Annotated in this window: 1 protein-coding gene; it reads left to right on the top strand. The window is 67.3% G+C overall.

Translation table 11 applies throughout. The annotated features are described in order from the left end of the window. Nucleotides 1–604, top strand: a 604-nt coding sequence (locus tag AC1DX6_RS30550) for a VCBS domain-containing protein (RefSeq protein WP_477320307.1), incomplete at both ends; no start/stop codon positions are given.

Genomic DNA, 604 nt, shown 5'->3' with positions numbered 1-604 from the left:
GCAGACCTCGGACGGCACGACCAAGGACATCGTCATCTCGATCAACGGCGCCAATGACGCGGCGGAGATCACCGGCGATGCCAGCGGCTCGCTGACCGAAGCCTCCGGYGTTGCCAACGGCACGGCCGGCACCTCGCCGGCAATCGGCGATCTCGACGCCAGCGATGTCGACAGCGGCACCGACTTCTCGGTGCTGACCAACGGCGTGCACGGCACGCTGTCGATCAACGCGGCAGGCGAATGGAGCTACGCGCTCAACGAGGATGACGCCGCCGTCCAGGCGCTCAACACCGGCGATCCGGCACTCACCGACACCATCACCGTGCAGACCTCGGACGGCACGACCAAGGACATCGTCATCTCGATCAACGGCGCCAATGACGCGGCGGTGATCACCGGCGATGCCAGCGGCTCGCTGACCGAAGCCTCCGGYGTTGCCAACGGCACGGCCGGCACCTCGCCGGCAATCGGCGATCTCGACGCCAGCGATGTCGACAGCGGCACCGACTTCTCGGTGCTGACCAACGGCGTGCACGGCACGCTGTCGATCAACGCGGCCGGCGAATGGAGCTATGCGCTCAACGAGGATGACGCCGCCGTCCAG

This window comes from Mesorhizobium sp. P2_C4 (genome assembly GCF_056404575.1).
Note: the sequence above shows the minus strand (reverse complement) of the source record. Positions and strands in the feature narration are given on the sequence as shown.